The 24121-nt window shown below is 61.6% G+C and carries 29 protein-coding genes; 6 read left to right on the forward strand and 23 right to left on the reverse strand.

Annotation, left to right across the window (positions count from 1 at the left end; genetic code table 11):
• Positions 1-6: 6 nt before the first annotated feature.
• The 4 genes from kdpF to LQK84_RS10915 all read right to left on the reverse strand — a co-directional run bounded on the left by kdpF (position 7) and on the right by LQK84_RS10915 (position 2658).
• Positions 7-105: a K(+)-transporting ATPase subunit F gene (gene kdpF, locus LQK84_RS10900; protein ID WP_230828743.1), complete on the reverse strand. Its 99-nt coding sequence runs from the start codon at positions 103-105 to the stop codon at positions 7-9.
• A 191-nt stretch (positions 106-296) separates the two neighbouring features.
• Positions 297-821 carry a hypothetical protein gene (locus LQK84_RS10905; RefSeq protein WP_230828744.1) on the reverse strand — a complete coding sequence of 175 codons (525 nt, stop codon included), beginning with the start codon at positions 819-821 and terminating at the stop codon, positions 297-299.
• 8 nt (positions 822-829) lie between these two features.
• The gene (locus tag LQK84_RS10910) at positions 830-1855 is read right to left on the reverse strand and encodes an SAM-dependent methyltransferase (protein WP_230828745.1); all 1026 of its coding nucleotides are present in this window, start codon (positions 1853-1855) and stop codon (positions 830-832) included.
• Positions 1852-2658, reverse strand: coding sequence for a DUF1295 domain-containing protein (locus LQK84_RS10915; RefSeq protein WP_230828746.1), 807 nt, complete (start codon positions 2656-2658; stop codon positions 1852-1854). Before LQK84_RS10915 ends, LQK84_RS10910 begins: the two co-directional genes overlap by 4 nt.
• A 136-nt stretch (positions 2659-2794) precedes the next feature.
• Between LQK84_RS10915 and LQK84_RS10920 the strand changes: the two genes are divergently transcribed.
• Positions 2795-3172 carry a DUF2147 domain-containing protein gene (locus tag LQK84_RS10920; RefSeq protein ID WP_230828747.1) on the forward strand — a complete coding sequence of 126 codons (378 nt, stop codon included), beginning with the start codon at positions 2795-2797 and terminating at the stop codon, positions 3170-3172.
• Positions 3173-3206: 34 nt separating this feature from the next.
• Here LQK84_RS10920 and LQK84_RS10925 read toward each other — a convergent pair whose 3' ends face one another.
• From LQK84_RS10925 to LQK84_RS10980, 12 genes are all read right to left on the reverse strand, one after another.
• Positions 3207-3977, reverse strand: a complete 771-nt coding sequence (locus tag LQK84_RS10925; protein WP_230828748.1) for a siderophore-interacting protein — start codon at positions 3975-3977, stop codon at positions 3207-3209.
• 191 nt (positions 3978-4168) lie between these two features.
• Complete coding sequence (gene phnN / locus LQK84_RS10930; protein WP_230828749.1) at positions 4169-4729, reverse strand: phosphonate metabolism protein/1,5-bisphosphokinase (PRPP-forming) PhnN; 561 nt, start codon at positions 4727-4729, stop codon at positions 4169-4171.
• Between the two features lies 1 nt (position 4730).
• Entirely contained in the window at positions 4731-5870 is a 1140-nt protein-coding gene (locus tag LQK84_RS10935; protein ID WP_230828750.1) for an alpha-D-ribose 1-methylphosphonate 5-triphosphate diphosphatase, read from the reverse strand.
• A gap of 15 nt (positions 5871-5885) precedes the next feature.
• Positions 5886-6554 carry a DUF1045 domain-containing protein gene (locus tag LQK84_RS10940; RefSeq protein ID WP_230828751.1) on the reverse strand — a complete coding sequence of 223 codons (669 nt, stop codon included), beginning with the start codon at positions 6552-6554 and terminating at the stop codon, positions 5886-5888.
• 123 nt (positions 6555-6677) lie between these two features.
• Positions 6678-8015 carry a phosphonate ABC transporter, permease protein PhnE gene (phnE, locus tag LQK84_RS10945; RefSeq protein ID WP_230828752.1) on the reverse strand — a complete coding sequence of 446 codons (1338 nt, stop codon included), beginning with the start codon at positions 8013-8015 and terminating at the stop codon, positions 6678-6680.
• A gap of 13 nt (positions 8016-8028) precedes the next feature.
• Positions 8029-8991 (reverse strand): phosphonate ABC transporter, permease protein PhnE, encoded by a 963-nt coding sequence (gene phnE, locus LQK84_RS10950; RefSeq protein WP_230828753.1) that lies wholly within the window; start codon positions 8989-8991, stop codon positions 8029-8031.
• A gap of 103 nt (positions 8992-9094) precedes the next feature.
• The gene (gene phnD, locus LQK84_RS10955) at positions 9095-10000 is read right to left on the reverse strand and encodes a phosphonate ABC transporter substrate-binding protein (protein WP_230828754.1); all 906 of its coding nucleotides are present in this window, start codon (positions 9998-10000) and stop codon (positions 9095-9097) included.
• An 86-nt stretch (positions 10001-10086) separates the two neighbouring features.
• On the reverse strand, positions 10087-10914 hold the full coding sequence (gene phnC, locus LQK84_RS10960; RefSeq protein WP_230828755.1) for a phosphonate ABC transporter ATP-binding protein: 828 nt from the start codon (positions 10912-10914) through the stop codon (positions 10087-10089).
• Positions 10915-11041: 127 nt separating this feature from the next.
• The gene (locus tag LQK84_RS10965; RefSeq protein ID WP_230828756.1) at positions 11042-11653 is read right to left on the reverse strand and encodes a DapH/DapD/GlmU-related protein; all 612 of its coding nucleotides are present in this window, start codon (positions 11651-11653) and stop codon (positions 11042-11044) included.
• 3 nt (positions 11654-11656) lie between these two features.
• A complete protein-coding gene (gene phnL / locus LQK84_RS10970; RefSeq protein WP_230828757.1) occupies positions 11657-12361 on the reverse strand; it encodes a phosphonate C-P lyase system protein PhnL in 705 nt (234 codons plus the stop codon).
• A 71-nt stretch (positions 12362-12432) separates the two neighbouring features.
• On the reverse strand, positions 12433-13209 hold the full coding sequence (phnK, locus tag LQK84_RS10975) for a phosphonate C-P lyase system protein PhnK (RefSeq protein ID WP_230828758.1): 777 nt from the start codon (positions 13207-13209) through the stop codon (positions 12433-12435).
• Positions 13206-14087 (reverse strand): alpha-D-ribose 1-methylphosphonate 5-phosphate C-P-lyase PhnJ, encoded by an 882-nt coding sequence (locus LQK84_RS10980; RefSeq protein WP_230828759.1) that lies wholly within the window; start codon positions 14085-14087, stop codon positions 13206-13208. Before LQK84_RS10980 ends, phnK begins: the two co-directional genes overlap by 4 nt.
• Before the next feature lie 50 nt (positions 14088-14137).
• Here LQK84_RS10980 and LQK84_RS10985 point away from each other — a divergent pair, with 50 nt between their 5' ends.
• On the forward strand, positions 14138-14293 hold the full coding sequence (locus LQK84_RS10985) for a hypothetical protein (RefSeq protein ID WP_230828760.1): 156 nt from the start codon (positions 14138-14140) through the stop codon (positions 14291-14293).
• An 11-nt stretch (positions 14294-14304) separates the two neighbouring features.
• Here LQK84_RS10985 and LQK84_RS10990 read toward each other — a convergent pair whose 3' ends face one another.
• The 3 genes from LQK84_RS10990 to phnG are packed head-to-tail and all read right to left on the reverse strand — an operon-like array spanning position 14305 to position 16503.
• Positions 14305-15411, reverse strand: coding sequence for a carbon-phosphorus lyase complex subunit PhnI (locus LQK84_RS10990; RefSeq protein ID WP_230828761.1), 1107 nt, complete (start codon positions 15409-15411; stop codon positions 14305-14307).
• A 1-nt stretch (position 15412) separates the two neighbouring features.
• A complete protein-coding gene (phnH, locus tag LQK84_RS10995; protein ID WP_230828762.1) occupies positions 15413-16021 on the reverse strand; it encodes a phosphonate C-P lyase system protein PhnH in 609 nt (202 codons plus the stop codon).
• Positions 16021-16503: a phosphonate C-P lyase system protein PhnG gene (gene phnG / locus LQK84_RS11000; protein ID WP_230828763.1), complete on the reverse strand. Its 483-nt coding sequence runs from the start codon at positions 16501-16503 to the stop codon at positions 16021-16023. Before phnG ends, phnH begins: the two co-directional genes overlap by 1 nt.
• A gap of 85 nt (positions 16504-16588) precedes the next feature.
• On the opposite strand from phnG, the gene phnF reads away from it, so the two are divergent.
• Together phnF and LQK84_RS11010 are read left to right on the forward strand one after the other, a co-directional pair.
• On the forward strand, positions 16589-17344 hold the full coding sequence (gene phnF / locus LQK84_RS11005; RefSeq protein WP_230828764.1) for a phosphonate metabolism transcriptional regulator PhnF: 756 nt from the start codon (positions 16589-16591) through the stop codon (positions 17342-17344).
• Positions 17345-17479: 135 nt separating this feature from the next.
• Positions 17480-18118: a nucleoside/nucleotide kinase family protein gene (locus LQK84_RS11010; RefSeq protein WP_230828765.1), complete on the forward strand. Its 639-nt coding sequence runs from the start codon at positions 17480-17482 to the stop codon at positions 18116-18118.
• A gap of 84 nt (positions 18119-18202) precedes the next feature.
• On the opposite strand, the gene LQK84_RS11015 is transcribed toward LQK84_RS11010, so the two are convergent.
• Positions 18203-18409 (reverse strand): hypothetical protein, encoded by a 207-nt coding sequence (locus tag LQK84_RS11015; RefSeq protein ID WP_230828766.1) that lies wholly within the window; start codon positions 18407-18409, stop codon positions 18203-18205.
• A 499-nt stretch (positions 18410-18908) separates the two neighbouring features.
• On the opposite strand from LQK84_RS11015, the gene LQK84_RS11020 reads away from it, so the two are divergent.
• Entirely contained in the window at positions 18909-20075 is a 1167-nt protein-coding gene (locus tag LQK84_RS11020) for a nucleotide sugar dehydrogenase (protein WP_230828767.1), read from the forward strand.
• Between the two features lie 174 nt (positions 20076-20249).
• Here LQK84_RS11020 and LQK84_RS11025 read toward each other — a convergent pair whose 3' ends face one another.
• Positions 20250-21077: an endonuclease/exonuclease/phosphatase family protein gene (locus LQK84_RS11025; protein WP_230828768.1), complete on the reverse strand. Its 828-nt coding sequence runs from the start codon at positions 21075-21077 to the stop codon at positions 20250-20252.
• A gap of 303 nt (positions 21078-21380) precedes the next feature.
• On the opposite strand from LQK84_RS11025, the gene LQK84_RS11030 reads away from it, so the two are divergent.
• Positions 21381-22148 (forward strand): SDR family oxidoreductase, encoded by a 768-nt coding sequence (locus tag LQK84_RS11030; protein WP_230828769.1) that lies wholly within the window; start codon positions 21381-21383, stop codon positions 22146-22148.
• Positions 22149-22158: 10 nt separating this feature from the next.
• Here the strand turns inward: LQK84_RS11030 and LQK84_RS11035 are convergent, their stop codons facing one another.
• Together LQK84_RS11035 and cysQ are read right to left on the reverse strand one after the other, a co-directional pair.
• Positions 22159-23283 carry an RHE_PE00001 family protein gene (locus LQK84_RS11035; protein WP_230828770.1) on the reverse strand — a complete coding sequence of 375 codons (1125 nt, stop codon included), beginning with the start codon at positions 23281-23283 and terminating at the stop codon, positions 22159-22161.
• Positions 23284-23330: 47 nt separating this feature from the next.
• Positions 23331-24113, reverse strand: a complete 783-nt coding sequence (gene cysQ, locus LQK84_RS11040; RefSeq protein ID WP_230828948.1) for a 3'(2'),5'-bisphosphate nucleotidase CysQ — start codon at positions 24111-24113, stop codon at positions 23331-23333.
• Between the last annotated feature and the right edge of the window lie 8 nt (positions 24114-24121).

Here is a 24121-nt window from a genome sequence, read left to right on the forward strand (position 1 = left end):
GGTCTTTCAGAACTTCTCCGGTCGCAGCAGCGTGGCGACCAGATAGACGGCGAGGGCAAGGGCGATGACGAAGCCGATGACGGGGATGATCATGGCAAGCCTCACAGACGCTGGAGGCTGCGCGCATAGATGGCCAGCACGATGAACGTGCCGATGCCGAGCGCAAGAAAGATGATGTCGGACATGTCCGGACTCCTGTTGTTACAGGTCCGGATACTATGTCCGCATCAGGTCAGGTCTCGATTGCGAAGGTGGGGCTGCCACATCAGGAAAACATAAAGATCACCCTCACGCGATCAGCGTGAGGAGGGATAGCGAAGCCCGATGAAGGCCAGAAGTGCGGCTGCGCCGAACGCATTCAGCTTGAAGAGCGTGGCAACACTTTCCGGCGAAAATGCGCCGGCAAGCCCAATTGGGAAACGGCCGTAGCTGAGAGCGAAGACCACAAAGACGGAGGCAATTGCAATCCGCCGCGTCCAGACTTCCGCCGCCTCGAAGGACATGGCGGCGAGCATCAGGGCGGCGAAGAGGAAGAGCCATGCGCCCGTTCCGTCGCCGAGCGCCATGCCGATGGCCGCCGTATCGATCGCGCCGACCGCGACGAGCGAAACCCTTGCCAGATAAGGGTTCTTGCGAGCGAGGAAGGGCAGCGCGATCCAGAGCGGCAATGACGCTGCCGTCCAGAGTGACGCCTTCAGCGCATCGGGCGCGAGCCACCAGACATAGAGCGGATAGATCGGCTTGTTGAGCGCGATGACCGTCGACACCGACATGGCGGCCGATGTCAACGGATCAAGCGCGTGGCTCTCGCTTCGTTCCATGGCGAGCGTCATGCCGGCGACAGCCGGTAATGCGACACGCCCCAGGTCTCGCCATTGTTGTGGCCGAAGAGACCGGCGGTGGCGAGGAAGAAGAGCCGCCAGCGGCGATGCCAGATCTGCGCATCCTTGCCATAGCATTCGCTCAACACACGGCGTACGGCCGCGTCATTGTTGTCGAAATTTTCGAGCCAGTGCCTGGCCGTCTTTTCGTAATGCTGGCCCGACCAGCGCCATTCCTGCTCTACCTTGTAGATGTCGCAGAAGCGGCGGATGAGATCATGCGCGGGCATGATGCCGCCGGTGAAGAAATGCTGGGCAATCCAGTCGGCGCGGTCGCGATGGTCGAAGCGATAGGACCGGTCGCGATGGGTGAAGATATGCATGAAGAGCCGCCCATCGGGCTTGAGCCACGAGCGGGTGCGGGTCAAGAGTTCATGCCAGTTCGACATATGCTCGAACATTTCGACCGACACGATCCGGTCGAACTGCGCCTGCGGGTCGAATTCCGTCATGTTGGCGGTGCGGATCTCAAGGTTTTTGAAGCCGCGCGCCTTGGCGACGCTTTCGATATGGGCGCGCTGGGAGGCGGAGTTGGAGACCGCAACGATCGCGGAATTCGGGAAATGCTCGGCCATGTAGAGCGACAGCGAGCCCCAGCCGCAGCCGAGTTCGAGGATTGTCTGGCCGTCAACGAGGCCGGCATTCTCCACGGTGCGTTTCAGGGCCGCGACTTCGGCCTGGTCGAGCGTGGTGTTTTCGCCGTCATAGAAGCAGCAGGAATATTTGCGGCGCGCGCCGAGCGCCAGGCCGAAAAACTCGGCCGGCACTTCGTAATGCTGCTCGTTCGCTTCATCGGTATGAATGGCGATCGGATAGGCCTTCATTGTTTCGAAGAACATGGCCTCATCGGTCTCGGCCACGGTCTGGAGGCGGCGGCCGGTGCGGCCGACCAGAAACTCCACGCCGGCGGCGGTCAGCCAGTCCGGAAGGTTCACCCGCTCGGCGGCGTTGATGACATTGGCGATCATGGTCATTTCACTGTCTCCTTCAAAACGAGCGGGCGGGTCGGGCCGGGGAAAAACGCGTTGACGCGCATCTGGTAGAGGCGAAAGAGCTCGCCGCGCGAGGCGAGCATGTGCTTTTCAAGAGGCGGAATGCCGGACACATGGACGAGCAGGTAATACATGAGGGCGGGTGCGAGCAGGGCAAGCACAATCGCGACAGGGCCACTTGCGAGCGCCATCACGCCCCATGCGCACCAGTAGAGCCATTCGAAGAAATAGTTCGGATGGCGCGACCAGCGCCACAGGCCGATATCGCAAATGCCCTTGAAGCCCTTGTTCTCGCGTCGGAACTCCGACAATTGCCGGTCGGAGACCGCCTCCCCGAGGATCGCGATGGCGGCGATGGCAAGCGCTGCGTAGTGGAAATTCGTGAGCGCAGTGGTGCCTGTTGTTGCGGCAAGAACGGAGATCACCAGCACGAAGGAGACGACGGCCTGGATCTGCAGGAACTTGAAGAGCTGCTGGGGTGCCTTGTCGCCCCATTCCTCGATCAGCGCCGCATAGCGCGGATCTTCGCCGGCAAGGCGGCTGCGTCCGCCAATGTGAATGGCAAGCCGACCGGCCCAGAGCGCAAGAATAAGGGTGGCCATCAGGCCTGGCCCAGTTGTCAGCACGCCGGCGAACGCTAGGCCGATGATGGCGGCAAGGCCGGTCAGGGCCGACCAGGCCATGTCGACCCAGCCGCTGTTGCCGGTCTTGCGCTGCACGGCCCAGGCGGCAGCCATGCCTAGGGACAGGAATATGAGAGGTATGATCAGTGAAAGCGCGTTCATCGCCGTATCCAGTTCTTTTCTATGAAACCAATACGGGTGTGATTGCGTTCCGGATTATGATTGTCGCGAGCGAACAATCCGCTTCGACCTTCGATGCGTAATCTGGCGTATTGAAACACTTTGGGAGATATTCGCGATGTTGAACCGCAGGATTGCACTTGCAGCTTTTGTACTTCTCGGTGCCGGTCAGGCGTTTGCGGCCGATGATGGCTCGATGAAGGGAGTCTGGTCACGCGGCGACGGCAATGCGCGCGTCAAGATCGACAGCTGCGGATCGGCGCTCTGCGCGACCAATCTCTGGATCAAGCCTGGTACGCCGAGCGAAAAGGTCGGCGACAAGCTGATCATGAATGTCAGCCCTGCCGGTGACGGCAAGTATGAAGGCAAGGCAGAGGACCCGCAGCGCGGCCTGACCTATAATCTGCAGGTCAACGTCAAGGGGGCCAGCATGACGACGCGTGGCTGCGTGCTGGCCAAGATCGTCTGCAAGTCGGTCAGCTGGTCGCGAAACTGATCACCGCTTGATATGAGACGTCGTCCGGGCGCGATCACTCGATCGCGACATGCGCGCCCGCTTCGCCCTTTTGCCAATAGCCCGCAGCCTTGAACCAGCCTGCGGGAATCCCACGTTTTTCCGTCATATAGACGCGGATTGCCTTTGCCACTTTGGCTTCGGCAGCAATCCAGACAAATGTGTCGGTGCCGATGTCGATCTTGTCCAGCGCGGCAATCATTGCGTCGGGTCGGTCGCCCTGCGAAAGTGGGCGATGAACCCAGATTTCGTCATGCGCGGCAGCACTGACAAAGCTCTGTCGGTCTTCCGAGCTTTCGACGGCGATGACGCTTGTTACGGAAATTCCGGCTTCCGTTTCCTCGATACGACGGCCGATCGCCGGAAGGGCGGCCTCGTCGCCGACCAGCAGCCACTTCGCAATCGGACCCTTGATCACGACCGATCCACGCGGGCCGCCGATCTTCACCGTGTCGCCGATCTTTGCCGACAATGCCCAGAGCGTCGCAGGGCCCGCTTCGTGAACGGCAAAATCAATGACGAGGCTTGCTGACGCATTGTCGAAGAGACGCGGCGTGTAATCCCGCATGAAGGGATCGCCATCGGGGTTCGGCAGGAGAATCTTGATATGATCGTCCGGCGAGAGGCTGGTGAAATCGGACAGCTCGTCGCTTGTCAGATGAAGGCGCAGCATGCCGGGTGAAAGCCGCTCGATCTTTGCGACCGTCAGGGTCCGCCACTTCAAATCGTGGCGCACGCGTTCGAGCTTCGGGGCGGCGAGGGAGGGGGAGGTTTCTTCGCTCATCATGTCCAACGTCCTGTTTGCATCACGCTTGCAATCCAAGGCAAGCTGAAGCGCATTCGGGTGCGTTGATTGACGTAAACGCTTATGTGCCGTGGCTTCTGGCTGGGACAATAAGGCCGAGTTAGCATCCCGAAACGGGTCAGACAAGGTCGGAAAAGGGCAAAAAAGACCTGTCGATAGACGTCAGCGCTGCATCAGGCGTCGATGCGGGCGCTGACATAATCCGTGAAACGATCGCCGGCTTCCGACAACTCCTTGTCGTTGACAATCACCAGATCGGCAATCGTCTCGTCGCCCAGCTCGCCGCTGCGCTCAAGGCGCTGGAGGATGCTTTCGGCGCTTTCGCGCCCACGGGCTGCAAGCCGCGCGGCAAGTGCCTCCTTGGGCGCCGTGACCAGAACGACCTTCAGCCTGTCGCCATAGACATCGCGAAACGCGGGAAGCGCTGCGCGCGAGCCGTTGGCGATGAGAATGCGTCCCGCCTCCAGATCATCCAGCGTCTCCGACGGAATGCCATAGAACAGGCCGTGCGCCTGCCAGTGCAGCGCCAGCTTGCCGGCGGCGGCCAGCTCGCTGAAGGCAGCATGATCGACCGGCTGGTGATCTTCGCCGCCAGCCTCTTTCGGCCGGGTGATATAGCGCTTGACGAAACGATAGATCTTCTCGCCGGCAAGCTGCCGGCGGGCGTAGTCGATGACGCTGTCCTTGCCGGCGCCGCTCGGGCCGACGACGACGAAGATCGTTCCCTGGCTCATATCACGCCACCCGACGACCCTGGCGCCAGACGCCGCGCACGACCGGAACGCCTTCGTTGCGGCGCACGCGCACGAGGTCGGCGCGCAGGCCCGGCGCGATGCGGCCACGGTCATCGAGACTGACGGCACGGGCCGGCGTCGATGTCACCATGGCCAGCGCCTTCGGCAGCGAAATGTCCTCATGCGTATCGGCCAGAATGAAGGGCGCATGGATGAGGCTGAGCGGGACGTAGTCCGACGAAAGCACGTCCAGAACGCCGTTTTCGGCGAGATCGCGGGCGGCAATATTGCCGGAATGCGATTTGCCGCGCACGATGTTCGGCGCGCCCATCAGCACGCTCATGCCGGCCTCGTGCGAGGCGCGTGCCGCTTCCATGCTGGTCGGGAATTCGGCCAGACGCACGCCGAAGCCCTTGGCTTCCTCGACATGGTCGAGCGTTGCGTCATCATGCGAGGCAATCGAAATACCGCGCGCATGGCAGCTATCCGCAATGACGATGCGGTGCTTGTTGGCATATTTTTCAGAGGCTTCGAGGCGACGCTGCACAAATTCGGCGAACTGCTCGTCGGAGAGGCCACGCTTGGTTTTGTAGTAGAGCGTGTACTGGTCCATCGTCTGGAACTGACGCTGGCCCGGCGCATGGTCCATCATCGAGGCAAGGCGGACGGCGGCGACATCACCGAAGGCGTTGAAGTGGTCGAGCACATTGTGCGACGAGACTTCGCAGCGCAGGTGGATGAAATGGTCGGCGCGCAGGCGATCCTCGTCGGCGGCCTGTTTCAGGGCATCCGCCATCATCCGCATCTCGCCGTCGTCGAAACCGCCATCCTCGTCGGAGCCCATGCGCAGGCAGTCGAAGACGGTCGTGATGCCGGAAGAGGAGACCTGCGCGTCATGCGCCTGGATGGCCGACATCATGTTCCAGCGCACACCGGGGCGCGGCGAATAATGCGATTCCAGATGGTCGGTATGGAGTTCCACGAGGCCGGGAATGACGTAGTCGCCATCGAAATCCTCGCCCGGGGCGGCGGAGTCCGCCGAAATGTCGGCGATCAGTCCGTCGCGGACGAGAACCGCGCCATGCCGCACCTCGTCCTCGAGGACGATCCGGGCGTTTCTGATCACAAATTCCGCAGTCATTGTTCTTGCCTTTCCTTATGCCGTCTTCAGCGGCTTGATCCGTTCGACGTTGAAGGGTGCGCCGCGTTCGGGCTCGACGAAGAGTGCCAGATGCGAGGCGGCGAGCGGCTTTCCGGCAAAGGCGCCGAAATGCATGTCGAGCCTGCTTCTCACGTCACTCCTGTCGGCTTCCGGCACGGCGCCGGTCAGCGTCATGTGAAATCTGAATTCCTCGAAGACGTAGGGGTAGCCCCATTCGAGGACATATTGGCGCTGCCGTTCGGGCAGCGCGTCGGGCTTGCGCCGCGCGATATCCACTTCACTCAAGGGTGCGCGGAAGGGTTCGAAGGTGCGAACACAGGCTTCCGCCAGCGCATTGATGCCGGCATGCGCATCTTTGCCGGGGACGAGTGCGAAGAAGGGGCCGAGCTGGCCGATGACGATCTCCGGAATTTCGAAAGCCGGCGTCTCGGCGCAGAATTCATCGAAGGCATCGAACAGGCTCGCAGCGTCAATGCCCTTGTGCAGATGAAACGGCGCTTTCAGCGTGCCGTGGAAGCCGTAGCGTGCCGGTTCGGCGACCAATTCCTCACGGCCGACGGCCGGGGGAACATCCTCGCCGAAGGCATCGCGGCCGAGCCACAGCGCGGCGGCCTCGGTCAACGGATGATCGGCTTCGGTCGAAAAATAGATCGCGTAACGCAAGGCAGGCTTCCTTGGTTTCAAACTAAAGGGTTCTGGACTGGCAAACGGGGAATCGGCTTGGTGCTCTCAAGCCTCGCAGATAGACCCGTATTATGACAGTCCTTTGGTCGAAAACCGGCATGGTCAGATCAACTTTTCGCCGACGATCGCGCTGCGCAGCTTGTTCGAAACCATGTCGAAGAAATAGACCACGATGAGCAGCAGAAGCACCATGTAGGCGACGTTCTGCCAATTGTCGTTGGTACGCATGGCTTCCCAGATTTTCAGGCCGATACCGCCCGCGCCGATGGCGCCGATGATGGTCGCTCCGCGGATATTCGATTCCCACTGATAGAGCGTCTGGCCGGCAAAGACCGGCATGACCTGTGGCAGGACGCCGTAGCGCTGGACGGCGATCGGCGATGCGCCCACCGAGCGGATGCCTTCGCGCGGCTTGTTGTCGATATTTTCGAGCGCCTCTGCATAGAGCTTGCCGAGCGAGCCGACTTCCATGAGGAAGATCGCGCCGCTGCCCGACAGCGGGCCGGGGCCGAAGGCGCGAGTGAGGAACAGGCCCCAGATCAGCATGTCGACGGAGCGCATGAAGTCGAAGAAGCGCTTGAGCGTGCTGTTCAGCAGCCGGTTCCGCGTGATGTTGCGCGCCGCCAGGAAGGCGAGCGGGAAGCCGACGATGGCGCCGAGCAATGTGCCGAGGAAGGCCATGACGATGGTCTGGAAGAGCTTGGTCCAGACGTCACCGTGCTGCCAGGTCATGTTGTTCCAGAAATTGTCGAAGGCCAGCGACAGGTTCGACTGGCTCGGATCGATCCGGTCGCCGGAAACGATCAGGCTCACGACCTCGCCGGTCGGCTTGCCGAAGAAGGGCGAGGTGGGGTCGAAAATGAAATTCGGCCAGCCGAAGAAGCGCTTCACCACCTTTACGCGGTTGGCATCGATGCTGAGCCGCCCGGACAGACCGAGATCGACCTGAACATTGTCTGGCGCGACACCGACCCAGGCAGGCGGCGCGCCGACGACCGTCGGAACATCGCCGGCAGTCTTGATCGTCACGCTCGTTCCATGCGCTGTGACGACCGTTTCGGTGCGGCCGATATGCACTCCGCCACCGATATCGATGGTGTAGGAGCCATCCGTCTCCGTCTTGATCCAGGCGGGTTGCTTCGGGTCATCGCCCAGCACCGAGAAGCGCGGGTAGCGGATATCGATCGTGCCGTTGTCCTTGACGCGGAACTGCGGCTGCACGTCGTAGCTCACCCATTGCAGCAGATTGATGCCGAAGCGCTCCCAATGGGCTTCGGCGACCAGCTTCGGCAGGTTGAAGAACCAGACCGCATAAAGAACATAGAGCAGCGTTCCGATGATCACGAGCGGCGTGCCGAAGCGCTGCCAGCGCGTGCGGTGGAGAAGTTCGGGGAAGCGCGCTTCGATATCGCGGCGGTCAAAGGTGTTGATCATCGTCATCGTGGTCATCCCCTCAATGCGCCAGCAGGAATTGATGTTCGCCGACGAGCTTCTTGCGCATCCAGGCGGAAAGCTGGTCGACCGCGATGATCGTCAGGAAAAGCAGCAGAAGCAGCGCCAGCGTCTTGGCGCCGAAGCCGCGCGAAATCGCCAGCCGCAGCTCTTCGCCGATGCCGCCGCCGCCGACGGCGCCGATGATGGTCGAGGCGCGGACATTGATTTCAAGACGTAGCAGGCCATAGGAAATGAGATTGGGCAGGACCTGCGGCATCGCGGCAAAACGGATGCGCTCCAGCCGCGTGCCGCCGACGGACTGCACGCCCTCATCCGGCTTCATGTCGATATTTTCGATGATCTCGTAGAACAGCTTGCCCAGCGCGCCGATCGTGTGAAGCAGGATGGCGGCAATGGCCGGGACAGGGCCTGCCGACAGCACTGCGGCAAAGAGCCCGGCGAAGACCAGTTCCGGAAAGGCCCGCAGGAATTCGCAGACGCGCCGGGCGCCGAAGCGGATGGCGGGCGATGGCGTGATGTTGCGGGCCGAAAGGAAGGCCAAAGGTACTGCAATGAGAAAGCCGAAGATGGTCGAAAGGACCGCAATGTTGAGCGTGGTGATCATCAGCTCGAAATATTCGGGGATGTAGAAATCACCCCAGACATAGACGCGGCCGGCCGCAAAATCATAGGCCTCGCTGCCATTGTCGAGCGGGCTTGCGCGGTCGAAAAGTGCGCGCCAGACGTCAGTCCAGTCGCTCGGGATCAGCCATTGCAGAAAGTCGAAGAGATGCGGCAGGCGCTCGAAGAAATGGCCGGCATTGGCCTCGTCCGCATACTGGACGGAACCGACAAAGCCGATAGCGATCAGGATGAGGCCGATGACCGTATAGAGCCGGCGGCTCGAAGTCGTCCTTTCCCACGCGGTGACGATCTCGCGCGTGGTTTCTTTCAGGACCGGTTCGGTTTGGGCGACGCTCATCGTGGCTCCGTCAGATATTTCCGGGAGGGGGCAGTCAAATGCTGAAATCAAACAAGACAATGGGCGGCCCGAATGAGCCGCCCATCTTCATGATGTCGGTCGATCAGCCGCCGATCGCCTGCTTGCGAACGTCGATGATGGCCTTGTAGTTGTCGGCGGTCACCGGAACGTAGCCCGTAAAGTCGCCGCCTTCGATGGCGCTGAAGCACTTGGCATCCTTGGCCGGCAGTTCGGTGAAGAACTTGGCAAGCTTTGCCTGCCATTCCTGGCCGAGTTCGTTGCGAACGACGAGCGGGCCGTTCGGGATAAGCGGCGAGCGCCAGACTTCGACGAGCTTGGACGGATCGACCTTACCCTTGGCAACCAGCTTGTGGAACGTGCCGGAGGTGTAGCCGTCAGCGAAATCGCCGATGCCCGAGCTATCGTCCACTGCAACGTCGACCTTGCCGTCATAGACGGCGAGCAGGTTGTTCTCATGGCCACCGTTGAACGACGTGGCGGAGAAGAACTTGTCGTTCGGGGCGCCCGTGTCCTTCGGGATCTGCGTCAGCGGGATCAGGTAGCCGGAGGTGGAGTCCGGATCGGCATAGCCGAGCTTCTTGCCCTTGGCGTCCTGGATGTTCTTGATGCCGGAGGACTTGAGCGCGAGGCCGATCGAGAAGTAGCCCGTCGAGCCGTCCTTCTGCTGCGTCGTCAGGATCGGGGTCACGGCCTTGGCGTTCTTGAGGTAAACGTTGGCAAAGCCGGAAGCGCCGAGTTCGGCGAAGTCGAGCGTGCCGCCGAGGAGGCCCTGGATCACGCCGTCATAGTCGGCAGCCGGGAAGAGCGAGACCTTCTCGAAGCCGAATTCCTTCTTCAGGTGATCCTGAAGGCAGGCGTAGTTACGCAGGCGGTCCGTCTGGTTTTCACCGCCGAGGATGCCGACGCGGAATTCCTTGAGATCGGCTGCGCCGGCATTGACGGCGAGCGCGAGAACCGCCGAAGCGGCAAGCAGGGCTTTCTTGAACATGGTTTTCTCCAGTGAAACCGGCGAAATGCCGGGAGGTCTTCAAACTGCGACGGGTGCCTTTGACGCGGGCGGGCGAAGGGTTGCCGTCAGGATGCGGCAGGCATGAGCGCGCCGGCGGGGGCGGGCTTGTAGGCCGGGATGGGGTTGATGGCGGTCGAGGTCATGCTCTCGTCGATCGCGCCCTCGGCGCCATAGATGCGGTTGACGGCTTCGGTCGTCAGTTCCGCCGGCGTGCCGTCGAAGACGACGCGGCCACCGGCCATGCCGATGATGCGCTGGCAATAGGCGCGCGCCGTGTCGAGCGTATGCAGGTTGGTGATGACCGTGATGCCCTCGCGCTCGTTGATGTCGCGCAGCGCGTCCATGACGATCTTGGCGTTCATCGGATCGAGCGAGGCAATCGGCTCGTCAGCAAGCAGAACCTTCGGCTGCTGCATGAGAGCACGGGCAATCGCCACACGCTGCTGCTGGCCGCCCGACAGCGTGCCGGCCGGCTGAAGCGCCGTCTGTTCGATGCCGAGACGCTCAAGGGCAGCAATCGCCATGATCCGCTCTTCGCGGGTGAAGAGGCCCAGCACGCTCATGGCGGTGGAGCGGTGGTTCAGGCGGCCGAGCATCACATTGGTCAGCACGTCGAGGCGGGGGACGAGGTTGAACTGCTGGAAGATCATCGCGCAATCGCGATGCCAGCGGCGCAGTGCCGCGCCCTTCAGAGCCGAGACTTCCTGACCGTCAAAGACGATCGAGCCGGAGGTCGGGTCCGAAAGCCGGTTGAGCATCCGCATCAAGGTGGACTTGCCAGCACCCGAACGACCGATGACGCCGACCATCTGGCCGGACGGAATCGAGAAGCTGACGGAATCGACGGCCGTCTTGCGACCAAACACGCGGCTCACTTGCTTGAGCTCGAACATGAACCAAGTCCCTGTTTCATTTTTTGTTAGGAAAAACGCTATCGCCCGAGCTTGAAGCCGCGATGTCAGTTTTATTGCAGTTTCTTGAATTTCATTTTGCAATTTTGTGACGGCTTTTGTGACGCCGTCATTCGTATTTCGCCAGGAAGGCCTCGGCGTCGAGCGCACGGAAATCTTCCAGCGCGCCCCGCAGTGCGTCGTGCTCCCAATCCCACCAGGCAAGCGCTTCGAAACGCTCGACTATTTCTTTCGGGAAACGTTCGCGGATCGGTGCTGCCGGCACGCCGCCGACGATGGTGTATGGGGCGACATCCTTCGAGACAACCGCGCCTGCGCCGATGACAGCGCCATTGCCGATTGTGACACCGGGAAGAAGGATCGCGCCGTGGCCGATCCATGTATCATGACCGACTGTGACACGATTTTCGCGGCGCCAGGAGAAGAAGTCCTTCTCATCCTCCGCATCCGGCCAGTAATCGCCGGCGCGATAGGTGAAGTGGTGGAGCGTTGCCCGCCACATCGGATGCTTGGTGGCATTGATGCGGACATCGGCGGCGATATTGGCGAACTTGCCGATCGTCGCGCACCAGACCATGCTGCCGCGCTCGATATAGGAATAGTCTCCCAGTTCCGTTTCGCTGACGCGGCAGAGTTCGGCGATCTCGGTATAACGGCCGAGGGTGCAGTCCTTCACCTTGGCGGTCGGATCGATCAAGGGGGCGATGGAAAGCTTGGTCATGGATCAGGCAGCCTTTCGCGCGGAGAAACCGGAAACGTCGATGATGCGGTCGGCGACGCGCTCGCGCACATCCTCGTCATGGAAGATGCCGAGAAGCGCCACGCCCGCCTGCTTTTTCTCCTCGATCATGGCGATGACAACCTCGCGGTTCTTCGCGTCGAGCGAGGCGGTCGGTTCGTCGAGAAGCAGGATCGGATGGTCGGTGATGAAGCCGCGCGCTATGTTGACGCGCTGCTGCTCGCCACCGGAGAAGGTGGCCGGCGGCAGCGACCAGAGTTCGCGCGGCAGGTTGAGTGCGGAAAGCAGCTCTTCGGCGCGGGCGCGGGCAGCCTCGATGGGCGTTCCGCGTGCGGCAAGCGGTTCGGCGACGATATCGACCGCAGAGACGCGCGGCACGACGCGCAGGAACTGGCTGACATAGCCGATGGTCTTGCGGCGGACATCGATCACGGTGCGCGGATCAGCGCTGGCGAGATCGATGACACGGTCCTCATGCTTGACGAGGATCTGGCCGCAATCGACCCCATAATTGCCAAACAGCATCTTGAGGATCGAGCTCTTGCCGGCACCCGAGGGGCCGCCGAGCACGACGCATTCGCCGGCCTTCACCGAAAAGTTGACGTCCTGGATGACGGGAAGCAGCGTTCCGCCACGCAAATGCATGGTGAAGGATTTGGCGACTTCGGAAACGACGAGAGGCGTTGCCATAATATGTCCTTTCTCTTTGTTTGACGCAATTCCGGACGCGAAACCGGCGTCCGCTTAAGCTGGAATTGCGCTCAGACCTGAAGGATCGAGGAGACGAGAAGCTGGGTATAGGGTTCGCGCGGATCGTCGAGGACGCGATCGGTGAGCCCCTGTTCGATCACGAGGCCGTTCTTCATCACCATCATGCGATGCGACAGAAGACGGGCGACGGCGAGGTCGTGCGTGACCACGATGACGGCAAGGCCGAGATCCTGCACGAGGCCGCGGATGAGATCGAGCAGGCGCGCCTGAACCGACACGTCGAGACCGCCGGTCGGCTCGTCCATGAAGACAAGGCGCGGAGAGGTCACGAGATTGCGGGCGATCTGCAGGCGCTGGCGCATGCCGCCGGAAAAGGCGCGCGGCTGATCATCCATGCGGTCAAGACCGATTTCGACGCGGCCGAGCCAGTCGCCGGCGGTTTCGCGGATGCGGCCATAATGCCGCTCGCCGACCGCCATCAGCCGTTCGCCGACATTGGCGCCGGCCGAAACCGTCATGCGTAGCCCGTCGGCCGGGTTCTGGTGGACGAAGCCCCAGTCCGTACGCATGAGGAAGCGCCGCTCGGCCTCCGGCATGGTCGCCAGATTACGATACTGTCCGTCACGCATCAGATATTCGACCGAGCCGACATCGGCCGTCAGCCGTGTCGACAGGCAATTGAGCAGCGTCGTCTTGCCAGAGCCGGATTCGCCGACAATGGCCAGCACTTCGCCCGGCCAGAGATCAAAGCTCACATCGCGGCAGCCGATGCGCGCGCCGTAGAATTTCGACAATTCGTGAACTTTCAGAAGCGGTTGCTCGCTCATTCCGCAGCCTCCTTGTTGGCCACACCCAGTTCGCCGACATGGCCGGCCTCGCGGCGTTCCTCGCAAAAATCGGTGTCGGAGCAGACGAACATGCGCCCGCCCTTGTCATCCAGGATGACCTCGTCGAGATAGACGCCATGCGCGCCGCAAAGCGCACAGGGCTTGGCGAATTTCTGGATCTCGAAGGGGTGATCCTCGAAGTCGAGGCTGACGACCTTGGTGTGCGGCGGGATCGCGTAGATGCGCTTTTCGCGGCCGGCGCCGAAGAGCTGAAGCGCCTCCGACATATGCATTTTCGGATTGTCGAATTTCGGGATCGGCGAGGGGTCCATGACATAGCGGCCCTCAACCTTGACCGGATAGGCATAGGTCGTGGCGATATGGCCGTTGCGGGCGATATCCTCGTAGAGCTTCACATGCATGAGGCCGTATTCTTCCAGCGCATGCATCTTGCGCGTTTCGGTCTCGCGCGGCTCGAGGAAGCGCAAGGGTTCCGGGATCGGAACCTGATAGACCAGCACCTGGCCTTCCGTGAGTTGCTCTTCCGGAATGCGGTGGCGGGTCTGGATGACCGTCGCCTCGCGCGTCTTCGTGGTCACGGCGACATTGGCGACCTTCTGGAAGAAGGCGCGGATGGAGACCGCATTCGTCGTGTCGTCGGCGCCCTGGTCGATGACCTTCAGCGTGTCTTCCGGCCCGATGACGGCGGCCGTCACCTGCACGCCTCCCGTGCCCCAGCCATAAGGCATGGGCATTTCACGCGAGGCAAAGGGGACCTGATAGCCGGGAATGGCGATCGCCTTGAGGATCGCCCGGCGGATCATTCGCTTGGTCTGTTCGTCGAGATAGGCAAAATTGTAGGTTGCGAGTTCGCTCATTGGGCCATACCTCTTTCAAGTGTGGGACGGGCGGACATGAGGGGCGTGTGATGCGATGGATTTTCTATGCCATTTTTGCGAGCGTCACCCTCGCAGTCGTGCTGCTGCGAAAGCCGGGCGGCAAGTCGGGCGACGGCTCTGGCATCTTCGGCAGCTTTGACGGCGACGGAGACGGCGACGGCGGGGGAGATGGCGGAGGGGACTGAGAGGCTAATGCTCATTCCGCAGCCTCCTTCATCTCTTCAACGATCTCTTGGGCGGCGTCATATTCGCGGCGCATGCGGCGGACGAGGTCGAGTTCGGCCTGGAAGTCCACGTAATGCGGCAGTTTCAGGTGTTCGACAAAGCCGGTCGCCTGGACATTGTCCGAATGCGAGATGACGAATTCCTCGTCCTGCGCAGGAGCAACGATATCCTCGCCGAATTCTTCAGCGCGTAGCGCCCGGTCGACCAGCGACATGGCCATGGCCTTGCGCTCCGACTGGCCGAAGACGAGGCCGTAGCCGCGCGTGAACTGCGGCGGCTGCTTGGCCGAACCCTTGAACTGGTTGACCATCTGGCATTCCGTGACCTGAACACGGCCAAGCGACACGGCAAAACCGAGCTCGGGAATGTCGATTTCCACCTCGACCTGACCGATGCGGATTTCACCGGCGAAGGGATGGGTGCGGGCATAGCCACGCTGCGTCGAATAGGCGAGCGCGAGAAGGAAGCCTTCGTCGCCACGTGCCAGGGCCTGAAGACGCTCGTCGCGGCCAAGCGGGAATTCCAGCGGCTCGCGGGTGATGTCGCCGGGGAGCGTGTCGGTCTCGTCAGGCTCTTCCATCTCGATCAGGCTTTCGCCGGCGAGAATGTCGGAGACGCGCATGACGGGCTCCGTGCCCGGCTCGCGCTGGACGCCTTCTGCAACCGCATGGTCGCCAAGCAGCGACGGGTCGAGCAGGCGGTGGGTATAGTCGAAGGTCGGTCCGAGCAACTGCCCGCCGGGTAGATCCTTGTAGGTCGCCGAAATGCGGCGCTCGACCAGCATCGTGCCGGTATCGACGGCGCAGGAATAGCCGAAGCGCGGCAGCGTGGTGCGATAGGCGCGCAGGATGAAGATCGCCTCGATCATGTCGCCACGGGACTGACGCATCGCAAGGGCCGCCAGCGTGCGGTCATAAAGCGAGGCTTCGGCCATGATGCGGTCGACGCCGAGCGCGAGCTGCGCGACGATCTGGTCGATGGAAAGCGCTGGAAGCGAGCGGTCGCCCCGGCGGCGGTCGGCCAGAAGCCGATGCGCATTGGAAATGGCGGCTTCGCCGCCCTTCACGGCTACATACATGTCAGCCTCCCAAGGCTTGAAGGTCGGTGGAACGCGGCAGGGCCATGAGGTCCGAGCCGGCGGTGAAAATCAGGTCGATCCCGCGCGGGAAGAAGCCGCGATTGACGCGCCAGCGATGCAGGAAGTCGCCGGGCAGGCCCTGAAGGGCGATCTGCGTGCTGATCTTGATGCCGGGGCCGGTTGCCAGGAATTGCGGACCGCCTGTCAGCGACGGCAGTTCAATCACGAGCGTGGCGGAGCGGTCCGGATAGTCCTGGCTGCCAGCGGCAAAGCCGAGGAAATCCGGGATCGGCTCGCCGCTCGCGAGGAAGGCGAAGCGGGCATGCGCCGGCGAGGCGACGATTTCCGCGCCCGTGTGGAAGCCGACCCAGCCCTTGAGCGTGGCATTGGCGAGCATCGGCGAGAGCCAGACGGGCGTGTCGTGATCGGCCAGCGTCAGGGCAACAGCGCCTTGCGCAACACCGAGCGGATGCGGCGGGGCTGCGTCAGTGCCGAGCGTGTGGATCGTGCCGGGGCGGGACATGGCGTCCATCAGAGCGCGGAAGGTGGCCTGCGCGCCGAGAACGGGATTGGCGAAACCGCCTTCAAGTGCTTCTGTGTGCAAGGACATCAATCGTCTCCCCGGACCATGGTGAAGAAATCAACCCGCGTGGCGGCAGTTTCGGCGGCGCGTTTCCCATCTTCCATTTCGATGCGAACGGCGACTGCGGCGCAGAGTGTTTCGACCGCTGTCCGATGCGCCGGCATTTCGCCAAGTGCGTCGAGAATGGCCGAAAGTCGGGCTGCATGTTTGTCGCCGCCGAGGCGCTGGCCGTGACCGACCGCGCCGCTTGCAAGCCGTACCGTGGCGCGGGTGACTGTGGCCTCACCCAGATTGAAGAGAGATCCCGTGCCGCCCATGCGGCCGCGGATCATCACGAGGCCCGTTTCGGGGCCGCGCAGGTTCACGGCGTCCGGGGTGCCGCCTATGGCGCCCAGCGCCTGAACCATTTCATCGACGGTGGCGCGGGCGAGGCGCTCGATGCGGAGTTTGCGCGCCTCATCGGCGGCGCTCAGCGACGTCTCCGGATTTGTCCTTGCTGCGGTCTGCATTTGAACCTCAAATGTATATTTATCTAGACAATTAAACCTAGGCCATGTTAGTAGCATTGTCGAGTGACATTTGGGTGACATCTTCATGACTGGAACGAAGCAGGCAGGGGTTGACCGGACGAGCGGCGTGGCGCTCTGGCGGCAGATCGCCGACGATATCCGCGTCGCCATTGGCGCGGGCGAATTCCGCGAGGCCGGCAAGCTGCCGGGGGAAATGGCGCTGGCCGAGCGCTTCGGCGTCAACCGTCATACGGTGCGCGCGGCAATCGCGGCGCTTCAGACCGAGGGGATCGTCAAGGCAAAGGCGGGCAGGGGCACGGAAATCCTGTCCGATATCCGCTTGAAAATGCCGATCTCCCGGCGCACGCGCTTCTCGTCAGGCCTTGGCGGACAGGCACGGCGGCCGGAAACGGCCTATATAGCCTCGGGCGAGGCCGAAGCTTCGGAGGAGGTTGCGGCAGCGCTTCGCATCGCACCCGGCACGCCCTGCGTGACGCTGGAAACGCTCGGTCTTGCCGATGGCATTCCGGTGTCACTTGCCTTCCACACGTTTCCGGCCGCGCGCTTTGCCGGGATCGATGAGCATTTCCGTCGCGAGCGCTCGGTCACGCGCTCCTTTGCGGCCATGGGGCTTGCCGATTACGTCCGCATTTCCACCGACATTTCCGCCCGCCACGCCGACGAGCGTGAGCGCGAATGGCTTCGGCTGACGCCCGGCGGCATTGTTCTGGAGGCACTGGCAATCAATGCCGATCTGGAAGGCGTGCCGGTGCAATATTCGCGCACGCTCTTCTCCGCCGGCCGCGTCAGCCTGCATGTCGGGACCGATGTGGAGCTTTGAGCGACCCTTGAAGCCGGAGCGCTTCGGGCGCGGGAAGGGTACAGGGTAGGAAAGCTGTTGTTTGGTACTGCCCAGCCTTGTCTTGCGCCCGCGGATGAGGGAATTTGCGACCTTCAAACTCTCGGCAGGAACATCATGACACGCAAGGTCGCAACGCTCGAAACGCTCGTCTCCGCAATCCTGGGCAAGGGCGATGGGGGCAACCGTGTGATTGCCGCCATTGCCGGCCCGCCGGGTGCCGGCAAGTCGACGCTGGCGGAGAAGATCGTTGACGCATTGAACGATGTGGCACCCGGTTCGGCCGCTATTCTGCCGATGGACGGCTACCATTATGATGACATGCTGCTTGTTCCGCGCGGCCTGAGACCCCGCAAGGGTGCGCCCGAGACCTTCGATGCGGCCGGTTTTGCCCATATGCTCATGCGCCTGCGCCAGAACGCCGAACCGGAGATTGCCGTCCCGGTGTTTGACCGCTCCATCGAAATCGCGCGGGCAGGGGCGCGCATGATACCCCAATCGGTCCGCTACATCATCGCGGAGGGAAACTACCTTCTTCTCGATGAAGGGCGCTGGCGGGAACTGCATCCGCATTACGATCTGACTGTCATGATCGATGAGCCGGAGGACGTGCTTCGGGCAAGGCTTGAGGAGCGCTGGAAGGATCTCTCGCCGGAGGATCGCGCCTGGAAGCTTGACGGCAACGACCTGCCAAATGGCAGACGTGTTACGCAGGGCAGCACAGAGCCCGATTTCGTCATTCGCGCGGCTGAATAGAAAGACTGTGTCTTAAAGCACTTCGCCGGCGCCTTACTGGGGCGCCGCACTGGCTTCAGAGTGGTCAGTTGCGACCGCCTTCGCTCACGAATTGCTGTCGTTCGGCAACGCGGTGAAGTTCACGGTTTCGCGCTTTTCGATCCCGAGACGTTGCTTGATGTGCAGATTCGGCATCACGCCGGTTTTCTGCGCCGTGTGATATCCATGCCTCGCGGCCATGAAGAAACCGCCCCAGGAAATGAGGCTCACGAGCAAAAAGATCAATAAAAGCTGAAACTTCACGTCCTGCATCCACCCATCTGCAGTTGGTGCCTAAAACCAAGAACTCCCCTTGGCGTGGATATTAAAGTATTAAACTGCATCTGCAAGAGGATTTGAGCTGGCGTTGCTACTTATCCTGTAAATTAGGTTTGCTTAATATAAAGCTTTGAGCACTGTTGCTCGTTCGTCTTCTGCCAACTTCCGCGATGTAGCTGCCTGTTTCTACAGTTCAATTCTGCTGAAGGGGCCATGTCCGGCCTTCGCTTTCCCACATCTCTCCTTTCATTCTGTCTGAGAAGACTACTGGCCCGAAGCGCACAGCTTTCGAACATTGCTGCAATAAAAGGTTCGCGAGCCTCGGATAGTCGTGGGCATCCAAGGCTCGCAGGTCGCCATCGGCATGTAACGAATCATCCGTTCCGAGCGCCACCCAAGGGACATGTCTGACTGTTGCGCCATTGGAAGATCGTCCGTCTCACGCGCGCCTTTTGCATGGCCTGCCTGGGAGCACGCAAAAGGATGGAATGCGATGAAGATTGCGGTTGTCGGCACCGGATATGTCGGTCTCTCCAATGCGGTTCTGATGGCGCAGCGGCACGAGGTGGTGGCTCTCGACATCGCCGCCGAGCGCGTTGATCTCGTCAATCAGCGAAAGAGCCCATTTACGGACACGGAGCTCGAGTCATTCCTGGCAACGAGGCCACTGCGGCTCAGGGCCACCTTGTCGAAGCAGGACGCCTTCGAGGGCGCTGACTTTGTCGTCATCGCCACGCCGACGAATTACGACCCCGTCACCCATCATTTCGATACCACATCGATCGAAGCCGTCGTCCGCGATGTCCTGGCGCTCAATCCCGATGCCGTGATGATCATCAAGTCGACGGTGCCAGTCGGCTACACGAGCAGGATCAGGAAGGAACTGGGCTGCCAGAACCTGATTTTTTCTCCGGAATTCCTGCGCGAGGGCAAGGCCCTCTACGACAACCTGCACCCCTCGCGCATCGTCGTCGGGGAACAGTCCGATCGCGCTCGTGTCTTCGCGGAGATACTGCGGAGTTGCTCGGAGAAGAACAATGTGCCCGTTTTGCTCACCGACTCCACCGAGGCGGAGGCCATCAAGCTCTTCGCAAACACCTATCTCGCCATGCGCGTTGCCTATTTCAACGAACTGGACACGTTTGCCGCCACGCATGGTCTCAACACCCGCCAGATCATCGACGGCGTTGGCCTCGATCCTCGCATCGGAGCGCATTATAACAATCCTTCCTTCGGCTATGGCGGCTATTGCCTGCCCAAGGACACAAGGCAGCTCCTCGCCAACTATCGGGATGTTCCGCAAAACCTCATCAATGCGATCGTGACCTCGAACTCCACCCGAAAGGATTTCGTCGCCGAAGACATCCTGCGCCGCCAACCTGCAACGGTCGGCGTCTATCGGCTTATCATGAAGGCAGGGTCGGACAATTTCCGCTCCTCCAGCATCCAGGGAGTCATGAAGCGGATCAAGGCGAGGGGCGTCCCCATGATCGTCTACGAGCCGACGTTTGACGAGACGACATTCTTCGGCTCGACGGTTTATCGGGATCTCGATGCATTCAAGGCGGAGGCGAGCCTCATCCTTTCAAACCGCATGGCGCCTGACCTCTCGGATGTCGCCGACAAGGTCTACACCCGCGATCTCTTCGGAAATGACTGACATCACGTCAATCGGTCGCGGATAACATGGACCGGCCCGCAGCTTATGCTTTAGGCGATCGCAGCTTTGCCGACATTGATGTCTTTGGGATGTTGTAAGGTGGAGGCACGTGCGCTGGATTCGTACTCCTTTCAAGGATGAGAACTGACGCCGCTGAGCGATGGCCCAAAGAATTTAACGGCTTAGTTGCAGAATGCAAACAAGCGGCTTGTGGTCTGACCCAAGGTTCGGACCTGTGTGGCAATCTGAGAAAATATTGCTGCCATTTGTCAGGAGGTGGTCGATCGGTGCGCCGATGAAGGGCACGCCTTTGCGGACCGCCATGCGCGTCAGAGGCGCCAGCAAGGCCGGTTCTTCATGCAATTCGCCGGCAGCAACGATCGCGCGGAAGCCCGGATCCCAGCGGGTCGCGTTGAAGTCACCCAGCATTAGGACGGGCTCTGTTTCACGCGCGGCGTAGTAGGCAATATCGGAGAGGTAGTGATCCCTCGCCTTAAGTTCCTGCGGTTCCTTCAGTGTCGCGGGATGGATGCCCCACACGACGAGCAGGCGGTTCTTGACGTTAATTTCCGCGCGGACCATCGAATTCCAGTCGAGCGATTTGTTCGTCTGCTTGATGATCGGATATTTCGAGAGGATCAGCACATCCGGAACGGGTGTCGTATGATAGGGAAAGAGGCTGAAGAGCGCAGTCGTACCCTTCTCCTGCTCTGTGAACTCCTGGATGGCGACAATATCCGGGTCCTCATGCTTGAGCCAGGCATAGATGTCTGACCTGTCTCGTTCGTCCAGAAGCCAGTTGTAGGAAATCACCTTCAGCACCGGCCCAGTGGCGGGTCCAGCGTTTCTGTCCCAATTGACGAGCGTAGGGGAGAGGAATTCCGCGCAAACCACGACGGCTGCAAGCAGGGCTGCGATGCGAACCTTCCTGAAAAGTGCGGCAAGAGCGAGCAGTACGACCATGCTTGCGACAAGCATATAGTCCCAGAACAGATAGCCCATGGACAAGAGATGGCCGAGTTCAAGCTGGTATCGACCGGCAACAAGCAGGAGCGCAACGACGATGGCTGCTCGCGCATGTGTGATAATTTTCCAGATGCTGCCTATCATTAAGGGTCCCCGATTTCCTTGGCTATTTAGCATGCAAACAAGTCGATTTCCTTCACCGCCAGATTTAAATTTCCGCGCCGCTATCATCCGTTCATTGGCTTGGTGTGACGCGCTTGAACGTCGCCGACGATTTGACATCGGGATTTTTGAGGGCGACAAGTCGGTCTCGGCGCGAGATCTTAAGGGGAGAGACGAATGGCTGACGTTGATGCGAAGGGAATTGCACTCGTGACGGGGGGAGGGACTGGCGTGGGCAAGGCCATGGTTCGGGCGCTTGCCGACACGGGATGGACCGTCGTCATTGCGGGACGCCGGCTCGAGGTTCTGGACGAGGCGATCCGTGAATTCGGCCCGGAATCCTCCGCGAAGGTCCATGCGATCGTTGCCGATGTCGGCATTCCCGGCTCTGTTCGCGCGCTTTTCGAGGAGGTCGAAAGCCGCTTCGGCAGGCTCGACTTGCTCGTCAACAATGCCGGCTCGGGCGCCCCGGCCGTTCCACTGGATGAGCTGGATGTCGAGGACTGGAACCGTGTCGTTGCCGCCAATCTGACGGGCGCGTTCCTCTGCACCCAGCAGGCGTTCCGCATCATGAAGGCGCAGACGCCGCGTGGTGGCCGCATCATCAACAACGGGTCGATTTCCGCCACGACGCCGCGGCCCAATTCGGCGCCGTATACCGCGACGAAGCATGCCATCACAGGTCTGACGAAATCCTGCGCTCTCGATGGCCGCGCCTTCGATATTGCCTGCGGGCAGATCGATATCGGCAACGCGGCAACCGACATGACCGAAAGGATGCGCGCCGGCATCGTCCAGCCGAATGGGGAAACAATGGTCGAACCGACGATCGATCCCAAGCTGGTGGCGGATGCCGTCGTCTACATGGCGGGCCTGCCGCTGGATGCAAATGTCCTGACGATGACCGTCATGGCGACGAAAATGCCCTTCGTGGGGCGTGGCTAACCGGGGTGGACTAAAGGACGCCCCACGCCCGATAGCGCCCGCGGCCGGTCATTTCGCGCAGGTTCAGCTCCTTGGTTAGCACAAGGGCCCCCTGCGGTGTTATGTCGAGCTCCTGGGCGATTAGGCTGGCTGATACGACAGGTCTTGCAATCACCAGATCGACCAGTTGCGGCAGACGCGAATGACCGCGGCGGTTGGCGGTGCGACGCTCAAGCTGGGCGCGGGCCGCCAGCAGCCGGTCGTGTTCCTTCAAGCCGGTCGCGGCCGTTTCCTCGATGCTTTCCAAGATTGCCAGCAGCCGCGTCATGCGGCTCGGTGACCGCCGCCGGTCGATCTTGATTGCTTTCAGCCCGACATTGAGCGGTGGGAGGTGAGCGCGGGCCACGCCTTCCTGGCGGAGCAGTGCTGCGGCAAGCTGTCGGCCGAGCTCGGCCCTGTGCTGCAGCACCTGGAGCTGGTTCCAGGCGTCGAGTGCAATCGCGGCCTTGAGGACAGGCGGAAGCGCATCGGCGGCGCGAAGGATCTGCATCCATTCGTCAAGCCGCGCATCTTCGTCCCAATCGGCATCATAGATCAGCGGGTCGCGGTCGGGCGCGCGTTTGGCCGCGGGACGATTGTTGAGCGTATCGTCAATCAGCGCGCTGCTGCGGCTCAGCAGCGCATCGATTTCGGCAAATTCATCGCCTGCGTCCTCCAATGCCAGATCGTCGTCTTCCGGAGAGCCTTCGGGAATGCTGGAGACTTGGGTCGGCGAGGGGGGCTGAAGTGGGCTATGAGCGTCCGCCTCCCGGGCTTCGCCGCGCAGGCGGGCGAGGCCGGCGTTGCTCAGGGCCCAATCGGCCGGGTGGCTCCCGATTTGGCGCCGGCTGCGGAGCACGGAATGCGCGATGGTCAGTTCGTGCGTCGGCGTGCGGGCATCGCGGCGTGCATCATGGAGGACCAGATCCTCGACGTGAACGAGCTCGCCGTCGACCCACATCGAAGACACTGCGTCGGCGAAATCCTGTCTTTCGAGAAAACCTTCGCGGATCGTCGAGCGGGCAATGCACTCGTCCAGTCGCGCCAGAGCATCCGTCGCCCGGCACACGGGCCCGAACAGCGCCGGCAGATCGATTCGCTTGAGGTCATAGGACATGCTCTGAAGGGTAGGCGATTCAGCGGCTGTTGCCTATCGCCTGATCCTTATGCCTGTCGGCGTCCCCAGCAAATGAAGTCGGCATTGGCAAAATCGCTGTCAGTCGGCTGGTTTCGCTTGCCGTAGGACAGCGGATTCCCGTCCGGACCAACGGTCGAGCCACCCGCTGCGCGCACGACGGCGTCGCCGGCGGCCGTGTCCCATTCCATCGTCCGGCCGAAGCGCGGATAGATATCTGCCTCGCCCTCGGCGATCAGACAGAATTTCAGCGAAGAACCGACGGAGCGGTAGTCGTGGACACCCTCCTTTTCAAGGAAGGCGAGTGTTTCGGGGCTGTTGTGCGAGCGGCTTGCGACTGCAACCGGCTTTTCGGGGCAGGCGCGGACGCCGATCGTATGTCGGGAGACGAGCCTGCCTCCTTCGCCGATGACGAGTTTTTCGGCACCCTGCGCATCGCCGCGGTAAAGCACGCCCTTGGCCGGCGCGTAGACGACGCCTGCGACGGGGCGGCCTTCAACGATCAAGGCGATGTTGACGGTGAAGTCTTCGCTCTTGTTGATGAATTCCTTCGTGCCATCGAGAGGGTCGACGAGGAAGAAGCGCCCCGAACCGGTCGCCGGCATGTGTCCGGCAGCACAGGCCTCTTCGGCCACGAGCGGAATGTCGGGATAGGCCTTTGTCAGAATGCCGGCGATGATGGCCTCGGCCTTCTCGTCAGCAATGGTGACCGGGGACTGATCGCATTTGATCCGGACTTCCGGGCCCGCACGAAACACGGTCATGATCACGGCGCCTGCCTCGATGGCGGCAGCCGTGAAAATCTCAAGCATGGGGTCGT

This window comes from Rhizobium sp. C4 (genome assembly GCF_021026315.1).
Lineage (GTDB): Bacteria > Pseudomonadota > Alphaproteobacteria > Rhizobiales > Rhizobiaceae > Ensifer_A.